The following is an 18,994-nucleotide window of genomic DNA, read 5'->3' as shown; positions in this document are numbered from 1 at the left end:
CGTCTATAATGTCAGCAAATGAAAGCGCTAAACAACAAGCTAATCATCAAGCCTTAATCAGTTTACTGACACTGATTAAGGCTCATTTTGGCCTGCCTATTTCCTCAGAAAGTCTTTCTAAAACCTTATCCGCCCATCCTATTAACAGCGGCGAAGAACAACGGGCACTTCAGCTAAGTGATTTACTCAAACAAATTAATGTTGATAGTGCGCCCCAAGCATTAAGCTTTAATCATTTAGCTTTGCCCGCAATCATATTTGATCAACACAACCAGGTCTACTTTGCATCAGAAAAACAGCAAGGCGCATTAATCCTTGTTAATATGCAAGGTCAACACACTCAAATAAATGAAAAACAGTTCGCAGCGCAATTTAAATCCAAGTCAGCCCATTGCTGGTACATCAAGCCCATAGAACAACTTGATGAGCGCGGTACTGAACACCATAAAGACACTAAAAGGCATTGGCTTTTAGCGGCATTTGATGAAGTAAAACCCTTTTATGGCAGCTTTTTAATCGGCTCGTTAGCGATTAACTTGCTGGCATTAGTCACCCCGCTATTTACCATGAATGTTTATGACCGCGTCGTACCCAACCAAGCTATCGATACTCTATGGGTACTCGCCAGTGGCGCGTCAATTGCCATTGTATTTGACTGGCTATTACGCCAAGCCAGAACACGTTTAGCAGACGTTGCTGGTAAACAGGTTGATATAAAACTGTCATCAACCTTATTTGAAAAAGTCATCGGCATGCGATTAGAAAACCGTCCAGCTTCTTCAGGTGCATTTGCAAAACAGCTGCAAGAATTTGACAGCATTCGTGATTTCATCACCTCTGTCACTCTCGTCACTGCAGTGGATTTACCCTTCACCTTATTATTTCTGGTGTTAATTGCTTGGCTTGGTGGTGTCATGGTGTTTGTGCCACTGACCTGCATGGTCGTGCTCATTTTGCTGAGTGTTTTCATGCAAAAGCGCTTATCAGTAACCATCGAAGAATCATCAAAGCTATCAACTCAGCGCCAAGCTCATCTTGTTGAAAGCTTAAATATGCTGGCAGAAATAAAACAAAATAACGGTCAAGCAAAAGCCTCGAGAGTCTGGAATGAAACCGTCAGCAGTCTAGCTGACTGGCAAAATGAATCTCGTATTAGCTCTAATACCCTTAGTCATAGCGTGATGAATTGCCAACAGTTAGTGTCAATTGGCTTAATCATCACTGGGGTATATCAGATCCACCAAGGCAACTTAAGTATGGGGGGCTTAATCGCCATCGTAATGTTAAGCGGCAGAGCTTCCAGCGCCATTAATCAAATCGCCATGTTGTTACTTAAATATCAGCAAACTCGATCTGCGATTACCTCCGTTGAATCTATTTTAGAGTTACCGCAAGAGAACCAACAGCAATCATTAAATGTGGCGCAATTCCCTTTCAATGGCAGCCTTAACCTTCGTGGTGCAAGCTTTAGTTACCCTGAACAACCCCTGTCAGCATTTAACGATGTATCTCTTGATATTAAAGCGGGTGAAAAGGTCGGATTTTATGGTCCTGCTGGTGCAGGAAAATCAACGCTCATGGCGCTGATAGCAGGCCAATATCAACTCAGTGAAGGTCAACTGTTTTATAACCAATTGGAAGCTCAACAATGGTCAGTCGGCAGGCTCCGTGACCATATTGGTTATATGAGCCAACAACCTAACTTAGTCTATGGCACAGTGCTTGATAATTTGCTTTACGGTATCGGCCAAGTGGATGAAACCTTGCTAGCACAAACCATGATGAGTACAGGCATTGATAAGCTCATGGATCGGCTTGGAAGCGGCCTTAATAGCCAAGTAGGTGAGTTTGGTCGTCAGCTATCAGGTGGCCAACGTCAAGCTATAGCCCTTTGCCGTACCCTACTTCGCCAGCCGACTTTATTGATCCTTGATGAACCCACCAGCGCCATGGATGAACGCAGTGAAACCCAAATTATTAGCAGTTTAAAAATGAATACTCAAAACTGCACTATGCTCATTTCGTCACACAATCCAAAAGTGCTTAGCCTTTGCGACCGTATTATTGTGATGGATAAAGGTGCCATTATTGGCGAGAAATCTGCTGCCGAGTTACTTGAACCTAATAAACGTCGTATCAAAGCGGTTAACGTTCGCAACACCAGCAACTCAAAGGCTCACACTTCAAATACAAGTGCTTCAAAAACGAATACCTCAAAGATAAGTGAGGTGAAATCATGAGTGCAAACTTACATATAAAACACCTTGAAGGAGCTAAACGAGCCAACCGAGTCATATTACTCACATTTGGCTTACTCTGTTTCACACTCATTTGGGCAGCTTTTGCGACATTAGAAGAAGTTGTCGTCGGTGAAGGCAAAGTAGTTCCCGCCTCTGCAGTGCAACAAATTGAGAGTTTAGACGGTGGCAGTTTAAAAGAGATCCTTGTTAAAGAAGGCGATACCGTCATCGCAGGACAAACCCTATTAGTTATCGATGAACTCAGATTTGCTTCAGCATTTCATGAAGCCAGATTAAATAGTGTGGCGCTTAAAAACCAACTAACTCGACTCGAAGCCTTACTCGATAGTGTCCTTATTGATGACACCCAAGCATTATGGTTTTCACAAGTACAAATTACCCCACAACAGTTTGATATTGCCGACAGCTCAGCAAACAGACGATCACAGGCAATATATAACTCGCAGCTATCGCAATTAATTTCACAGCTAGATCAAACCGCCCAAATAGTTGAGCAAAAACGCCAAGCAAAAGAAGAAGTGAACATTAATATCAATGCTCAGCGCAGTGGGCTTACGATGGCAAAACAAGAAATTCGCATGACCCGTGAGGCTGTTGGTGAAGGCGCTGTAGCAGAGTTAGAGTTATTAAAACTTGAGCGTGATGCAGTAAGACTGCAAGGAGAATTATCAGCATCACAAGCCAGTGAAAGGCAACTTAAAGCCGCCATCAGTCAAGCAGTGGCAGAGCGCCGAAATGTCGCACTCGATTTTGTTAACCGCACCACTGATGAGCGCAATAAAACCAGTAATGAATTATCTGCATTAACCGAAAATATGAAAGCCCTAGCCGACAGGCTGGAACGTACCCAAATTACCAGTCCCGTTTCGGGCAGCGTGTCTAATATTGTCGTGCGATCAGCAGGGCAAGTGGTAGAACCAGGCCAAGTACTCATGGAAGTCGTCCCTCAAGATGACCAACTCATTATCGAAAGTCATATCGCGCCCAAGGACATTGCTTTTGTTCATAAAGGCTTAAAAGCAATGGTGAAATTTACGGCTTATGACTTTGTGATATACGGTGGTATTAAAGGTGAGGTCATATACGTCAGCCCTGATGCACAACAACTTGAAGATGGCACAACTTACTATGAAGCCCATATTCAAACTGATGAAAACCAACTGAACGGCTGGCCAATTATTTCAGGCATGCAAGCCTCAACCGATATTTTAACTGGCAATAAAACCGTCTTAAATTACTGGCTAAAACCGCTATTGCGGGCCAGAGCAAATGCGCTACGAGAACCGTAAGGTAAAGGTAAGGATACTATGCAAAAACTGTTATTCATTTCTGCTTTAGTAATATCAACACAGGCACAAGCACTGACGTTGGAACAATCAGTAGCAGAAGCGATAAATCACCATCCAAGATTGCAGCAAAAATATGCCAGCTTTGAAGCCGCAGTTCGTTATAAAAAAGCCGCTGTGGGTGATTATCTTCCTCAAGTTAAACTCTATGGTGGAGTTGGCTATGAAGAAGTGCGCTATAACAGCGGACAACGAGTAGACACAGATTTAAACCGCACTGAACTCGGTGTAAAAGTCTCGCAACTTTTGTTCGATGGTTTTAGAACTACATCTGAAATAGACCGACTTGAATTTGAGCAAGAAGCAGAACGTTTCGGATTGATTTCTGAAGCGGAAAACTTGTCACTAGAAGTCGCCACCGTTTACTTAAACCTAGTCGAAGCAAACCGTATTGTCGGCCTCGCTGAGCGCAATATTGAAGAACATAAAGATATCCTTAAGGATATCATTTTACGTCAAAATAAAGGCTTAAGCAGTGAATCTGATGTCGCTCAAGTTAAAGCGCGCGTGGCAACCAGTCAATCGGGTTATCTCGCAGCACGCAATCAGCAAATGGATTTACAAGCTAAGTATTATGATCTTGTCGGGCAACTTCCGGTAGATTTATATAATGCTAAACCTGACTTTAATTATGTGCCTACCACATTAAAATTAGCGCTTGAACAAGCAGTTAAGAATCACCCTGAAATCGATGCTGCAATCAATGACACTCAAGCAGCCTCATCTCAATATGAGCGCGAAAAAAGTGATTATTGGCCTAAGCTATCAATCGAGCTACAAGCCAACAAAAATGACAATATTGGCGGAATTGAAGGCCCTGATGAAGACGCTAGAGCCATGTTAATGCTGAGCTATGATTTGTATAACGGCGGCTCAACCAATGACCGAGCAGAAGCCGCAGCTTGGCAAGTTCAGCAAGCTAAATCCATTCGTCAGCAAACCGAAAAGCAAGTGATAGAAGGCACTCGCCTAGCTTGGAATTCATACGAATTTGTCGGTCAGCAACGTAAATTCTATCAAGTAAATGTCGATCAGGCTGTGCAGGCAGAACAAGGATATCAACGCCAGTTTGAACTTGGCAGACGTTCATTGCTTGATGTCCTCGATGCCAAAGTCGAAGTGTATCTTGCGCGCAAAAACTACCTTAGTGCTTATTACAATTATCACATTGCGGCCTATCGCTTAATTAACGCGACAGGGCAACTGATCGAATCATTTAGGGTCGACACCCCTAACCAATGGCAAGAGGAGAAGTAACATGAAATCAATTAACTTACTGCCACTTTGCCTACTTGCCCTAACACTCAGCGCTTGTATAGAAACACCGCGCCCAGCCCTTGTTGAACAACAAAGTCGTGATTTATACGATTTGGATACAGATGGTGTGATTACCGCACGCGATCTATGCCTAAGTACTCCTGATGGCTCAGTTATCAATAATGATGGCTGTGAAAGCTCAACCACAGTAGAAAAACAAGCCAGTAGAGTGGTGATGTTTGAGTTTGATAAGCACACGTTAACCACTTATGAATCAGAACGATTGGCAAAAATGGTCAATGCTGTTAAACATTATCAAGATGCAAGAATATACTTAATCGGTGACACCAGCCCTGAAGGCAGTGATGCCTATAACCATGAACTCGCTAAAAAACGCGCCGCTGAAATCACGCGAATAATCGTAGCTCAAGGCATTAATGAGCAACAAATTACCTCACAAGTATATTTTGAATCTAACATGATCCCAAACGCCATCAGAGGTCGCGAACATCGCTTAGTTGCAGTTGCTAAATGGCAGGAGTCAGGTATTGAAAAAGCTTGGCATATTTTTTCAACAGAAAAAGTAGCTAAACCTAAGCCAAGTAAAGCTACTGGCATATAATATAAATAAAAAATATTATTAAAAATGCTGCCATGCTGGGTCTTTTTTTGATTACAGGGCAAGTTCAAAGTTATGTTTGAATTATTGCCCTTATCAGTGATCTAGCTAACACGCCGAGCATATTCGACTTCACTAACTTACGCCGAAATGATTGAATTATTGTATTCTTCATTCATGAGGCCTTATCATGCATAAAAGCGTTAAAACATTACTAGCCACAACGGCTCTATTTTTCAGTAGTCATTTGATTACAGGTACAGCAGTAGCAAACAGCGGCTGTGCATTTGATGAAGAGCAATCAGGCTTCATGGCGACATGCAGCGAGGAGAAACAAGAAGTGATTATCACTGGCATTGTTGAAATTTCAGCACTTGAAAAAGATTTACCAGGTTACGCAGCAGAGTACGAAAACTACCAAACTAATGCAGATGCAATTTCAGCATTAAAAGCAATCGACACTCCAACTAATGTTGTCGTTATTATCGGTACTTGGTGCCCAGATTGTCACCGTGAAACACCACGTTTCATGAAGCTAATTGAAGAAGTTGCTAACCCAAATATCACCGTCACTTACATAGGTGTAGATCGCAGCAAATTAGATCCAGAAGGCTTAGCTGCTAACTATGAGTTCAGCCGTATACCAACCTTCATCGTAGAGCAAGACGATAAAGAAATTGGCCGCATTGTAGAAAGCCCTGAAGTGACTTTAGAGCAAGATTTACTGAACATCGTTAAGTAATCAGTATTTAAGCATCTGATTAATTGATAATCAAAAAGGGACGCTAACGTAAGTTAGCGTCCCTTTTTTGTATTCTTTTACTGCTGTTTTTGGGGAATGAAAACGATGAAATAGCTTATTCAGTTTGCTCAACTCGTTCAGCTAACATGGTCAATACGCCTTCTCGCAGCGCACCGCCAGAAAGGTTAAGCGATTCGATATCCAGCAGTTCAAACAGGGCGATTAAAATAGCAATACCTGATGCAAACGTTGGTGCTTTATCTTCAGATAAACCCTGAATATGATGCAGAGATTCATTCTTTTGCGCTAAAACCTCATCACGAAAACGGTATAACACCTTTAAGGTAATGATTTCTGATAATTCACGATGATTAAGCACAGATACAACCGACTGTACTGCGCCAGAGGCGCCTACAACGCCTTGCCAACCTAATTCCCTCAATAACTCGCTATGCGGTTCAAGCGCCTTTGATACGGCTAATTTGGCTTGTTCGAAATGATAAAGTTGATAAGGGACTTGATTGAAAAACTGTTGATTAAAGCGAACACAGCCAAAGTCTAAACTGGTTTTAAATAGCACTTGATTGCCATTACCGATAATAAACTCAGTGCTAGCACCACCAATATCAATCACCAAACGTTGACCATCACCTTCAGTGGTGGCTGCCATACCTTGATAAATGAGTTCAGCTTCACGCAGGCCGCTAATCACTTCAATAGGATGACCTAAAATCGGTAACGAGCGTTGATGGAATTCTTGGGCATTTGAGATAACACGAAGGGTTGCTGTTGCAAAAACAGCGACATGTTGCTGAGCGACTTGATGCTTTTCAAGCATCTCAGCAAACATGGATAAGCAATCCAAACCACGTTGTAATACTGCTTCAGCTAAGCGATTATCCTCGCCAATACCTTCTGCCAAACGCACTTTCTGCTTATATTTAGCAATAATTGTTGGCTGGCCATCCAATGTTTGGGCAACCAACATATTAAAGCTATTTGAGCCAAGCGTTATCGCGGCGTAACAAGGTAATGTAGCTGAACCAGTCATTTACGAGTGTCTGCGATTCCTTTGAGGTGGACGACCACCACTGCGATGTGCACCATTACGATTGCCACCGTCACGACCACGCGTCGTAGGGTGCTTACGATGAATACGCACTGGAGGCGGTAAATCATCTAGTAATGCTTCACGATCGTAATTCGTCACAGGAATTGAATGTGATATATACGTTTCAATTGCAGGCAGGTTCAGTGCATATTCTTCACATGCAAAACTCACCGAAACGCCTTTTTGACCCGCACGACCTGTACGGCCAATACGGTGAACATAATCTTCACAATCATCTGGTAAATCATAGTTATACACATGAGATACATCAGAAATATGTAGACCACGAGCAGCAACATCCGTTGCCACTAATAAATCAAGTGCACCTGAAGTAAATTGCTCAAGAATACGGATACGTTTCTTTTGCGGCACATCACCAGTCAGTAAACCAACGCGATGTCCATCACCTTCTAACCATGACCAAACTTTTTCACAGCTGTGCTTGGTATTTGAGAAAATGATCGCTTTTTCAGGCCAATCTTCTTCTAGCAAGGTTAATAACAGACGCATTTTGTCATCTGTTGAAGGGTAGAAAATTTCTTCTTTAATGTTCTTAGATGTTTTTTGCTCAGGGGCAATTTCAACTTTCTCAGGATCATTCATATGATCATAAGCCAGTTCTTGCACCTTCATTGATAATGTTGCTGAATACAACATGTTCAAGCGAGACTTGGCATCAGGCATACGTCTAAACAAGAAACGAATGTCCTTAATAAAGCCTAAATCGAACATACGATCAGCTTCATCAAGTACAACCGCTTGAATTGAATTCAAACTGATCACACCTTGACGAACATAATCGATAATACGGCCAGTGGTACCAATAAGAATATCAACACCAGCATCAAGCACTTGACGTTGAACATCGTAACTTTCGCCACCGTAGACAATACCAACCTTTAAGCCAGTATGTTTTTCTAATAATTTGGCATCTTTTGCAATCTGAATCGCTAATTCGCGAGTCGGCGCCATAATAATTGAACGTGGCTGATTAATTTGTCGCCCTTCTGGTATGGCAACCGATAAAAGATGGTTAAATGTGGCAACCAAAAAAGCCATTGTTTTGCCAGTACCTGTTTGTGCCTGACCTGCAATATCTTTTTGTTGCAATAAAATGGGAAGAGATAACGCCTGAATTGGCGTACAAAATTCAAAGCCATTTTCGTTTAAAGCCTGAATTACCTCTGGTTTCAAAGGGAAGTCAGCAAACTTTTGGGTAGATAAATGTGTTTCGCTCATAGCTCAAGCATACTCGTTAGTGTTGCAAAAAAAGACTTAATCGTTTGAAATAGCCCACACGTTTACTTGAAAACTATTTAACCGCCCCAATATACATGGTAAGCCATTAATAAACTAGCAATGGTGCCAAATCTGGAGATTTACATGAGCGATAAAATTGTATACCTAAGCGATGACAGCTTCGAAAATGACGTCATTAACTCAGAATTGCCTGTATTGGTAGACTTCTGGGCTGAATGGTGTGGTCCTTGTAAAATGATTGCGCCAATCTTAGACGACGTAGCTGAAGAGTACGCGGGTAAGATCACTGTAGCTAAACTTAACGTTGACCAAAATAATGTATCACCTGCTAAGTACGGTGTACGTGGCATCCCGACATTATTAATGTTCAAAGGCGGCGAGTTAGTTGCCACTAAAGTAGGTGCATTATCAAAGACTCAATTAAAAGAGTTTATTGACGCACAAGCTTAATCAAGCCTCTCATTAAAATGACAGCTGTTGATTGAAAGTTGAATATTATTCATAACGAGCTAACACGGTTAGTTCGCTATTGTTTAAAAACTAACAATATTTAGTTAACTCAACCGATACACCTTATGACATTGCTGCGCATTTTAAGCTTGAAAAGTGATAATCGGCACAATATGTGAACAATTTGTGCCGATTTCTCGCTAAAATTCTGGACGTCATGCAGATATAGTGCTAATTTATTCATCAGATTTTTTCAACTAAACTCCTACTCGCTTTTCAATCACACATTTCTACATTGTTCTACCCTTTGATTGATTGCGGTAAGCATCGTCGCGTAATACAAGACCCCCAACATGAATTTAACTGAATTAAAAGACACGTCTATATCAGACCTAGTTTCACTAGCAGAAAGCATGAAATTAGAAAATATGGCCCGTGCTCGCAAGCAGGACATCATTTTCTCCATTCTGAAAGCCCACGCCAAAAGCGGTGAAGATATCTTTGGTGGCGGCGTATTAGAAATCCTCCAAGATGGCTTTGGATTTCTAAGAAGTTCGGATGGTTCTTACCTAGCTGGCCCAGATGACATTTATGTCTCGCCAAGCCAGATCAGACGCTTCAATATGCGTACCGGTGATACCATTTTTGGTAAAATCCGCCCACCAAAAGACGGTGAACGCTATTTTGCTCTGCTAAAAGTCAACGAAGTTAACTTCGACAAACCTGAAAATTCTCGCTCTAAAATCTTATTCGAAAACCTTACCCCACTACATGCTGAAGATCGTCTACGCATGGAACGCGGTAACGGTTCTACTGAAGACATCACTTCACGAATTCTTGATTTATGTTCTCCGATTGGTAAAGGTCAGCGTGGTTTGATCGTTGCACCGCCAAAAGCAGGTAAAACCTTACTGCTACAGAACATGGCACAAAGCATTACCCATAACAACCCAGAAGTGGTGTTAATGGTATTGCTAATCGACGAACGTCCTGAAGAAGTAACCGAAATGCAGCGCATGGTTAAAGGTGAAGTTATTGCTTCTACTTTCGATGAGCCAGCATCACGTCACGTACAAGTGGCTGAAATGGTTATCGAGAAAGCCAAACGTTTAGTTGAGCATAAGAAAGATGTCGTTATCTTATTAGACTCAATCACGCGTCTTGCTCGTGCTTACAACACGGTTATCCCATCATCAGGTAAAGTACTTACCGGTGGTGTTGATGCCAACGCACTTCATCGTCCAAAGCGTTTCTTTGGTGCAGCTCGTAACATCGAACACGGTGGCAGCTTAACCATTATCGCAACAGCGCTAGTTGATACTGGCTCTAAGATGGATGAAGTTATTTACGAAGAATTTAAAGGTACAGGTAACCAAGAGTTACACCTTTCTCGTAAAGCAGCTGAAAAACGTGTTTTCCCTGCAATCGACTTTAACCGTTCAGGTACACGTCGCGAAGAAAAACTCACCACACCAGACGAACTTCAAAAAATGTGGATTTTACGTAAAATCCTTAATCCTATGGATGAAGTATCAGGTATGGAATTCCTTATCGATAAATTGGCTATGACCAAAACAAACGATGAGTTCTTCACTGCAATGAAGCGCGCTAAAAGCTAATTCGTTTTTATAAGCAAATTCTGAAAATGCCGTTAATTCCATTGAATTAACGGCATTTTTTTATGTAGAATTAAATGGATTAACTAATAATTAACAAACAAAAAGGATTTGATGTGTTTAAATTTATCTTGGTGTTTTTCACCATTGTTACGCTTACAGGTTGTGTTACTCCTATCAATCTACAAGAACAAAGCCCTTCCCCTGAGTATAAGAATCAACAACCCATTTTAATCAGCGTTATTGATAACCGAAAAAGAGTTAAAGAAGGTAAACCTGAAACCTTTATTGGCCGAGCACATGTAACATTTGGCATTCCTGTAGATTGGAATGTTGATGCATTACTTGCCACAGAAAAAGATGACAAATCACTTACTCTAAGTGAATGGCTACAAAAAAGAATTGTTCTCGGATTAACGGATAAAGGTTGGCAGGTAAAACCGGCAGATTTAGATGCTGTACCAACTGAAACAATTGCGAGTGATGTACTAGTAGAACAAGAATCACAACACCTTCTTGTACTTGATTTACAAGAGTGGTTTTTCAGTATCAATTTAAATTGGGTATCGTCGTTTAGCTTTGATACCGAAGTAAATACTTATTTATTTGATAAGGATCAGGGTCTATCGCATCAAGCAAACCTCAAAGAAAGAGACGTAGTTGATGAAAAGGCTGATGAATCGCCACAAAATAACGTATTGAGAGCATATCGAGATCAGTTATTGCAAATCTTATCTGATCCAGCATTAAAAGCTCAAATTCAACAATCACCAAATGTCATCACCACTGATTCAGCGACAGCGCTCTAAGCTCATAATTCAGTAATAAAAAGCCGCTTAACAATCATTAAGCGGCTTTTTGAGGGTTAAATTCCTAAATTTTAAACAGACTAACTAATATAACTTTGGCCTGCATACACCACGAAATGTCGTAGTGCTAACACTCCTAAAATCGTGCTACAAGAAACCGTAATTAAAAAGCCCTTAGTATGACGCCATGACTTAGGTGCTAATGTACTAGCAAGTACAGGGACCACTAGACCAAGTCCGACAACACCTAGCCAGAATACGCTAGCCCAAGTCCCAGTCGTAATAGCCGCTGTTGCCGCCTGAGCTGCTGGACCTGAAAAGTTAAGACCAACAAACAGCAAGACTAAACATAAGGCTTCATTGAATGCGACAGGGTATTCAATGCGGTGTACTTGCTCAATACAGTCAGACTCTTTTTTACTGAAGAACAAGGTGGCCACTAAGATATTACCCGCCGAACCCACAGACAGCGCCGATGCTAAAAATAACGCAGGTAACACAGCGGTATTTAAAATCGGGTAGCTAATTAACGCAGAGAGTAAGAAACCAGTGTAAATCCCAACTCCTATCGCCAGTACAAAAATCAACTTATTCAGACTATTTTCAAGCTTGCGACACACCTTTACCACACCCGATAACCATGGCGCATATTGCAGTAACGGTTTTTCAAAAACTAAACCTGCAAATACAAATACCAGCGGGATATAAAATAATAACGCTAATACCCCCCAAGCCATTACTGAAGTAAAGTTGTAGTTGAGTAAAATATGATAAAACTCAAATGGCTTAGTCAAGTCAAGCATTAACAACGCCATACCGACACAAATAGAGATCGGTCCAACAACAGCTGCAGCCTTGATAACTGGTAAGCCTTCAGTGGGTAAGCCACGACTTTGCCTGTACCATTTAAGCCCTATTGCCACCAGCATTGAACCCGCTGATAACCCTGCCATAAATAAGTAAACTGCGATTATCCAGTTCCAAACGACTGGATCATATTGCTCCATTGAGCCCCAGATATTATTCATGCTTTGATCCCTCCTTTACGGCTAGGAATGCGATAAACCCTTGGCTCTGTGCCTAGATTCACTTTTTGTTGATAATGATTTTTAGTGTCTAATAACTGACTGACTTCTGAGGTTAAATCATTGGCATCACCAAAAGTCAGTGCTTGAGTGGGACAAACCGTGACACAAGCTGGCTCTTCACCGCGAGCTAAGCGGGTCTCTTTACAAAAGTCGCACTTGTCTGGCACTCGGGTTTCAGGGTTAATAAAGCGCACTTTGTAAGGGCAAGCAGCAACGCAGTACAAGCAACCAACACACTTACCTTCATTGATAGACACAATGCCATCATCATTGACGTAGGCCGCGCCAGTTGGGCAGACTTTCACACACGGAGCATTCTCACACTGCTCACATGAAACGCGATTATATTTAAAATGAAGGTGAGGAAAGTTGCCATAAGGCCCCTCAACGCGAACCTGAATACGGGTCACCGACTCAGGGACATTATTTTCACTGCGACAAGCGACATTACACGCTTGGCAGCCAATGCACTTGTTTTCATCGTGCACAAGGACATAACGTTTAGTCATAATGAACTCCGATTAAATCTTGGCTATTTTGACGCCGGTAGTGTGCAAGTTCATGCCAGTAACCGGAGACGTAACGTGAGGAAGTAAGTTGCCGCAATGAATACCTTTACCGGTAGCACGTGCAAGCTCTTTGTTTTTAGAACCGCAGCCCATATAAGCAAATACGGTGTCTGGGCGAATACCAGGCGTGACCAGAGCATGACCCTCTTCACTGCCAGTGTCGTTGAAAATTCGAATCTTATCACCGCTAGAAATGCCCATGTGTCCGGCTGTAATTGGATGGATCCAAAGGGCGTTATCAGACATCAAATTCGCTAAGATAGGTACATTTTGAGTCGCACCATTGGTGTGAACCGCCACTTTACCTTGAATGAAAAACAGCTCATCAGCTTTTTTCATGGTCACTTCGCGATATTTAATCACTCCGCGGCCAGGCGCCATTTTTTCGACCTTATTAGAGCTCAATTCAATCTTGCCTGAAGGAGTTTTGAAGCTCAGATGACTGGCATAAGTGGAATCTTCATCAGGTGTAATGGCATTGGGATATTCAGACACAAACGTATTTACCATGCTTGGTTCACGCAGCATTAACGGTTTACCGTAGCTGACCCAACCATCACGCTTAATCTTGTCTAATAATTTAACGTCTTTGTTCACTTGGAACATCTGTAAGGTCTGCATATTTTCCCAAGGGAAGTATTCACCTTGACCTAATTTGTCAGCCACCTCTTTCCAGATCTGCCAGCTTGGTTTGGTATCACCAATGGTATCCACCACTCGTTGACGCACGTAATAAGCAGGATTTTTACCTGACTTATCTTTAATTTCTTCATCACGTTCAAGATAGGTTGATTCAGGCAAGAATACATCGGCGTAAGCTGCGCTCTCAGTAATGTACAAATCACACGCCACCACAAAATCTAGCTTCTGCATTGATTCAACAATGCGCGCTCTATCTGTCATGGTTTGCATTGGATTAGTACGGCTCATTACCCAGCCATGAAGCTGGTACGGCACAGCATCAAGGGTTGCATCCAGAATTGTTTGATAAATTCCGCCTGATGACCACAACATGGAATATTGCTCATCCACCATATCGATGCGCTTCGCTTCGATTTTAGGCAGGTTTTTAACCCCTGGCTTAGATAAGGTTGGTGCAACCGTTTCACCAGCAAACTTATTATAATTCGATGCTTTTTTACCGAAGTACAAACCACCTTTACGTTCAATGTTACCCACCAGAACATTGGCAGCGTATAACGCACGGCGCATTTCAAACTCTTCTGTTGTGAATGACGAACGATGCCCGAAATCCACTAATACATGTGGCGCTGCAGCAGCGTATTCATGGGTTATACGGCGAATATCTTCTGCTGGGACATCACTGATCGCTTCAGCCCACTCTGGGGTGTAGTTTTTAACTTCTTTAGCAAATTCATCGAAGCCTTCAACGTATTTTGCGACAAAATCTTTATCGTACAAATCATCATGAATAAGCGTATGACACATGGCCAACGCAACCGCGACATCAGTGCCTGGCTTAATCGCGTACCACTCATCAGCTTTGTCTGCCACGATAGAAAAGCGCGGTTCAAATACGACTAGCTTTGCACCCTTTTCCATTTGGGCATTCATCATTCCTCGAGTTTCAGACATGTTGATGCCTTCATACAAGTTATGACCAAAATTAATGATGTACTTTGAATTACTTAAATCACGCTTGATTTTGCCACCAAAAATGGCTTTAGCCGCAACCACATAACCCGCAGGACACGTTGAGGCATGGGTGAAAGTATTAGGACTACCAAAGGATTTTGCTAGGTGGAAAAGATGGCCTTCAAGTGAGCCAGATTTAGACGAAAAAGCAACAGACTCAGCACCATGTTTGGCTTTAATTTTATTGAGGTTTTCAGCAATCAGACTATAGGCTTCATCCCACTCGATTTCTGCCCATTTACCTTCACCACGTTCACCCACTCGCTTCAGCGGTTTAACAATACGTTGCTTATCGTAAAGTAAACTATGACCAGCACCACCGCGAGCACAAACTGCACCACCAAATGATTTGGCTTTTTTATTACCGAGAATGGATACGTTTTTGCCGTTAACCACTCTGGCTGATATTGGACAGCGTGTAGAACACATTTCGCAACTACTTGCGATAGACTCTTCACTGCCTTGAACTGTGACACTGCCTAAGGCGGCAATCGAGCCGGGCAAAGCAGCAAGGGCACAACCTGCGGTACCTGCGCCTGCGCCTTTGATAAAGGTTCGCCGATCTAGTTTCATGGTGTATCTCCCAAATGACAATAATGACCAAGAACATGAAACGGCGTTCGCATTATCCAAAAAACTGGATTGCCAAGCTGTTAAGCTGTTCTAAGGTTTTCATCATTCTCACTCAAGGAAATCACCTTGAATATTGTGGTAAACCACATACTCACTCGTCTACATCGTGCATTGTGATTGGGTTCACGGTTTAAAAAACCGCCTACTGCAATCACAAAATAACGCTATTGTGGTTAACCACATATCGCTAAAAAATATGAATTAATGCACAAAACTAGCGTTTATCGGCTATAAATCAGCGTATGTACGATCTCTTATTACGCATTTATATTTAGCGCTCAAACTCACTCAGTTAACTCACAACTTTTTGCTGACTGCCCCTCTTCTTTAATCCCAATGTGGCCACACAACCTGTTATGTCATCTTCACGATTATCTAATCGAAAAGTACCTTCGTGCTCCTTCATCACCTCATTACAAATTGCTAGCCCTAAACCTAAACCATTTTCTTTAGTGGTAAAAAAGGTCGCCATTAATGCATCAGAGTTTTGTGGTAGCCCTGGTCCATTATCAATAATCTGCACATCTACTTGATGCTCTTTAAAATGCATCGAAATAACAATTTTACCTTGTGCTGGCTTTGATTGAACTGGCTGGGTTTGTTCACTGATGGCATCAATACTGTTTTTGATTAAATTAATCAGCACTTGCATTAAACCAACACGATCAGCGGTGATAAAGAATGGTTCGCCTTGGGTATTGGTATCAATGCGAATATCGTTTCTCGCTAACTCAAGCTTTAATAACGAAATACTTTCGTCCACTAAGGTCAAAATATTCACATCAACCATCACAGCTTCTTTACGCTTTAATAACCCCCTGATTCGATGCACCACTTCACCCGCTCTCGTAGATTGTTGATGGATCTTACCGAGTAATTCGATGGCGGTGTCTTTATCCATTTGGTGTTTATTCTCAAGGCGCATTAATGCTCCTTCGCTATAGCTGGTGATGGCCGCGATAGGCTGATTTATTTCATGGGCAAGCCCAGCACCAATCTCGCCAATCATGGCAGCACTTTGTAACTTCTCTAACGCAATTTCTTGTTGTTTTAATTGCCTTTCTGAAGCCACTAACGATTCACTTTTTTGATGAAAACGATACTCAATCCATAAGTGATAAACCGTCGCGACCACAAATAAGAAAACAGCCAATATGCCCCAATGTCGATTATCTTTAAGCCATTTTAATAACGTATCCCAACGATTAACGTCAGAGTTTTCCACATGCAGTTCGCTAAATAATTGAATCACTGCTAACTGGCTGATAGGTGACGTCCAGCCTTTCAGCTGAGCCGTAATGGCTGCGGGATGATCTGAAGGCAACTTCATCAAAGCTTGGGTAATAGCTTTGCTCAGCTCATTATCAACACTCTCATTGGCTGCAAACGACCAATTAGGATAGAGGTGTGTACTGCATTGGCAGTCAAAGCCTTTGGGCTTACTTGGGTTTAATATTCTATATTCTTCGGCCTTAATTAACCCACGCGCCACCATATCTTCAAAGGTACATAAAGGCGTGATCGCAGCATCTACGTTACCATCACGGACCTGATACAAAAGTGGGTCTAGCGGAAAACCTAAAAAGTGTATTTCTTTAAAATAGTTTTTAGAATCCATACCTAATTTGTGCATTAAACCAATAGTGGCTTGATAGCCGCCTAATGCATGAGGATCGCTCGCTGCAACCGATTTGTTTTTCAAGTCATACAAAGTACGGTATTCACTATCAGCTTTGACGATAACAGCAGATCCAATCGCAGAAGTCGCACCGTTATGACGACGAGAGCGCATAGTGGCGAGCCAAGATAGCGGGAACTGATTAGAAAGGTAAAGGTATTGCCCAGGGTTGGTGATAATGAACTGAATCTCCCCCGACTCCATCGCTTGGTTTAGCGCGACAAAGTTACCTGGATAGACGTTAAAATGCGTGTCTGGCACTTGTTCATTAAGATAGTCCATCATCGGAGTCCAACGTGCGATAGCTTGTTGGTCTCCCCAATTAGCTAACACGCCCACATGTAGCTCTTGGGGTTTTGCCCATGCAGAAGAAATAAAGCTCAATAGTAAAAAGCACACGATAATTCGTAGCACAGTAAACGCCTTAATTAGAGAAGTTTAATAAGCTTACGATAGAGCAACAACAATGCAACGTGATGCAATTCATGCTTTATATAAAATTAGTTCGCTTATCGATTCAAACTGAGATATCTATCAATAATACATCTACTTTTCGCAAAGAATGACTCTGATGAGCAATGGCGAAAGCCATTGTAAAAAACCACATTGAGGAACGGTTATGCTAAATGACATTAACGGCCCTGTTTATCTCGTCGATGATGATGAAGCCATTATTGATTCCATTACTTTTTTGATGGAAGGTTACGGCTATAAGCTTATTAGCTTTAACTCAGGAGATTTGTTCTTATCCTCGGTGGATCTTGCTACTGCTGGTTGCGTGATTTTAGATGCCAGAATGCCCGGCCTTTCTGGCCCAGAAGTGCAGCAATTGCTGACTGAAGCCAACAGCCCGTTGGCTGTGATTTTTCTGACGGGACACGGCGATGTCCCGATGGCTGTCGATGCCTTTAAACAAGGCGCATTTGATTTCTTTCAAAAGCCAGTGCAAGGAAAAGTGCTATCCAACTCCATCGAAAAAGGACTGCTATACAGTATTCGCCAACACTGGAAAATGCATCACTTAGCCTTGATAGATGGACTTTCTGAACGTGAGAAGCAAATTTTTAAACTGGTTATTGCAGGCAATACCAACAAACAAATGTCGAATGAATTATGCGTTGCGGTCAGAACCATCGAAGTTCATCGTTCAAAACTAATGGATAAACTTGGGGTGCAGAATATTGCTGAGTTAATGAAGCTAGCGCCTTTGGTTTAGCGATATCTACCGAGGTCTTCAATCAATAAAGTTCGAAGCTTATTTGGGGTCAGAAGTGCGTTAAGTTACAACCATAGTCTCTTGTTATGTGTTTTTTTTAAACATTGCATCAAGGATTCCATGAACCATTTCATGGCATGTGGAACTTCCGCCATTGTAAATGAGTTCGTCGTAATCTTTACCTGAAACGAATGTTAATAGTGGATTTGCTTCTACACCATCGAACTTTATGCCAGATATATCATCAATCATCTTAGCAATTTCAAATGCAATCTTGCCCGTGAGGTCTTTCAGTTTTTCGCCTTCAACTCCAGATTCTTCAAGGTGATCAGCAATTCGTGCGATCATTTCACCTGTGAATATCTCTTGGCGTTCACCATAGAATTTTGAATCTACTTTAAGTTTCATAGTATTTACACATAACAGTATATTAGGTTGAATTTCGAATAAGAACGGTCTTAATAAGAACTGGTCGCCAGTACTTTAATCACTCAAGACTAACAGTAAACCACTTTATCAACAATGAGTTATAACATAGAAAGAACTGATTCCCAGTTTCTCTGCCTGAGTGAAACAAAGAATCTCCATCATTGCATAAAATGCACTCTTGGTTATGAACGTCATCCCGCTAATTCATTCCAAACTTCGTTTGGATTAAGGTCAAAGTCGTGGCGCTTCGCCCA

The 18,994-nt window shown here is 41.8% G+C and carries 16 protein-coding genes; 9 read left to right on the top strand and 7 right to left on the bottom strand.

Annotation, left to right across the window (positions count from 1 at the left end):
• Positions 1–8 precede the first annotated feature (8 nt).
• The 5 genes from AB4153_RS17635 (at position 9) to AB4153_RS17615 (ending at position 6,225) form a co-directional block, all read left to right on the top strand.
• Positions 9–2,240, top strand: a complete 2,232-nt coding sequence (locus AB4153_RS17635) for a type I secretion system permease/ATPase (protein ID WP_303517059.1) — start codon at positions 9–11, stop codon at positions 2,238–2,240.
• Entirely contained in the window at positions 2,237–3,550 is a 1,314-nt protein-coding gene (locus tag AB4153_RS17630) for an HlyD family type I secretion periplasmic adaptor subunit (protein WP_102529361.1), read from the top strand. Before AB4153_RS17635 ends, AB4153_RS17630 begins: the two co-directional genes overlap by 4 nt.
• 18 nt (positions 3,551–3,568) lie before the next feature.
• The gene (locus AB4153_RS17625; RefSeq protein WP_371998267.1) at positions 3,569–4,864 is read left to right on the top strand and encodes a TolC family outer membrane protein; all 1,296 of its coding nucleotides are present in this window, start codon (positions 3,569–3,571) and stop codon (positions 4,862–4,864) included.
• Position 4,865: 1 nt separating this feature from the next.
• A complete protein-coding gene (locus tag AB4153_RS17620) occupies positions 4,866–5,486 on the top strand; it encodes an OmpA family protein (RefSeq protein ID WP_371998266.1) in 621 nt (206 codons plus the stop codon).
• A gap of 187 nt (positions 5,487–5,673) precedes the next feature.
• Positions 5,674–6,225, top strand: a complete 552-nt coding sequence (locus tag AB4153_RS17615) for a thioredoxin family protein (RefSeq protein WP_371998265.1) — start codon at positions 5,674–5,676, stop codon at positions 6,223–6,225.
• Positions 6,226–6,340: 115 nt separating this feature from the next.
• Here the strand turns inward: AB4153_RS17615 and AB4153_RS17610 are convergent, their stop codons facing one another.
• Both AB4153_RS17610 and rhlB read right to left on the bottom strand, forming a co-directional pair.
• On the bottom strand, positions 6,341–7,276 hold the full coding sequence (locus AB4153_RS17610) for an exopolyphosphatase (RefSeq protein ID WP_371998264.1): 936 nt from the start codon (positions 7,274–7,276) through the stop codon (positions 6,341–6,343).
• Complete coding sequence (gene rhlB / locus AB4153_RS17605) at positions 7,277–8,575, bottom strand: ATP-dependent RNA helicase RhlB (RefSeq protein WP_102529366.1); 1,299 nt, start codon at positions 8,573–8,575, stop codon at positions 7,277–7,279.
• Positions 8,576–8,719: 144 nt separating this feature from the next.
• Between rhlB and trxA the strand changes: the two genes are divergently transcribed.
• The 3 genes from trxA to AB4153_RS17590 all read left to right on the top strand — a co-directional run bounded on the left by trxA (position 8,720) and on the right by AB4153_RS17590 (position 11,471).
• Positions 8,720–9,046, top strand: coding sequence for a thioredoxin TrxA (gene trxA, locus AB4153_RS17600; protein WP_102529367.1), 327 nt, complete (start codon positions 8,720–8,722; stop codon positions 9,044–9,046).
• A 353-nt stretch (positions 9,047–9,399) separates the two neighbouring features.
• The gene (gene rho, locus AB4153_RS17595; RefSeq protein WP_102529368.1) at positions 9,400–10,665 is read left to right on the top strand and encodes a transcription termination factor Rho; all 1,266 of its coding nucleotides are present in this window, start codon (positions 9,400–9,402) and stop codon (positions 10,663–10,665) included.
• Between the two features lie 113 nt (positions 10,666–10,778).
• Positions 10,779–11,471, top strand: a complete 693-nt coding sequence (locus AB4153_RS17590; protein WP_371998263.1) for a hypothetical protein — start codon at positions 10,779–10,781, stop codon at positions 11,469–11,471.
• A gap of 80 nt (positions 11,472–11,551) precedes the next feature.
• Here AB4153_RS17590 and nrfD read toward each other — a convergent pair whose 3' ends face one another.
• The 4 genes from nrfD to AB4153_RS17570 all read right to left on the bottom strand — a co-directional run bounded on the left by nrfD (position 11,552) and on the right by AB4153_RS17570 (position 17,509).
• A complete protein-coding gene (gene nrfD, locus AB4153_RS17585; RefSeq protein WP_229371494.1) occupies positions 11,552–12,499 on the bottom strand; it encodes an NrfD/PsrC family molybdoenzyme membrane anchor subunit in 948 nt (315 codons plus the stop codon).
• Complete coding sequence (locus tag AB4153_RS17580) at positions 12,496–13,068, bottom strand: 4Fe-4S dicluster domain-containing protein (RefSeq protein WP_102529371.1); 573 nt, start codon at positions 13,066–13,068, stop codon at positions 12,496–12,498. Before AB4153_RS17580 ends, nrfD begins: the two co-directional genes overlap by 4 nt.
• A gap of 12 nt (positions 13,069–13,080) precedes the next feature.
• The gene (gene phsA / locus AB4153_RS17575) at positions 13,081–15,357 is read right to left on the bottom strand and encodes a thiosulfate reductase PhsA (protein ID WP_303517062.1); all 2,277 of its coding nucleotides are present in this window, start codon (positions 15,355–15,357) and stop codon (positions 13,081–13,083) included.
• Between the two features lie 352 nt (positions 15,358–15,709).
• Positions 15,710–17,509, bottom strand: a complete 1,800-nt coding sequence (locus AB4153_RS17570) for a PhnD/SsuA/transferrin family substrate-binding protein (RefSeq protein ID WP_371998262.1) — start codon at positions 17,507–17,509, stop codon at positions 15,710–15,712.
• A gap of 205 nt (positions 17,510–17,714) precedes the next feature.
• Here AB4153_RS17570 and AB4153_RS17565 point away from each other — a divergent pair, with 205 nt between their 5' ends.
• The gene (locus AB4153_RS17565; RefSeq protein WP_102529374.1) at positions 17,715–18,311 is read left to right on the top strand and encodes a response regulator transcription factor; all 597 of its coding nucleotides are present in this window, start codon (positions 17,715–17,717) and stop codon (positions 18,309–18,311) included.
• 84 nt (positions 18,312–18,395) lie between these two features.
• Here the strand turns inward: AB4153_RS17565 and AB4153_RS17560 are convergent, their stop codons facing one another.
• Positions 18,396–18,719, bottom strand: a complete 324-nt coding sequence (locus AB4153_RS17560) for a hypothetical protein (protein WP_371998261.1) — start codon at positions 18,717–18,719, stop codon at positions 18,396–18,398.
• Positions 18,720–18,994: the final 275 nt, after the last annotated feature.

Source organism: Shewanella sp. 10N.286.52.E4 (assembly GCF_041468785.1).
Lineage (GTDB): Bacteria > Pseudomonadota > Gammaproteobacteria > Enterobacterales > Shewanellaceae > Shewanella > Shewanella electrodiphila.
The sequence above is the reverse complement of the archived record's forward strand: the minus strand, read 5'-3'. Positions and strand labels throughout refer to the sequence as shown.